Source organism: Pseudomonas sp. EL_65y_Pfl2_R96, from assembly GCF_963970905.1.
GTDB lineage: Bacteria > Pseudomonadota > Gammaproteobacteria > Pseudomonadales > Pseudomonadaceae > Aquipseudomonas.
Genome location: NZ_CAXAQH010000451.1, coordinates 1 through 264 on the forward strand (window position 1 = coordinate 1; position 264 = coordinate 264).

1 rRNA gene is annotated in these 264 nt (G+C 50.0%); it reads right to left on the minus strand.

Annotated elements, in window-relative coordinates:
* Positions 1 to 160 precede the first annotated feature (160 nt).
* Positions 161 to 264: ribosomal RNA gene (locus tag AACY49_RS31530) — 23S ribosomal RNA — on the minus strand; the annotation flags it as partial.

Below are 264 nucleotides of genomic sequence, written 5' to 3' on the forward strand. Positions count from 1 at the left end.
GCTCTATGGTCGTCAAGAAATTCGGGTACCGAACCGTCTTTCGACGCTTCAGCAAATTGGGTATGCGATAGTTTGTGTGTTTCTCGAACTTTCGGTTCATTGCGTCTTCACACACCGCAATCTGGTGCTCTCTCGAGTCAGCAAATTGCTTGGGTGTTATATGGTCAAGCCTCACGGGCAATTAGTATTGGTTAGCTCAACGCCTCACAGCGCTTACACACCCAACCTATCAACGTCGTAGTCTTCGACGGCCCTTCAGGGGAC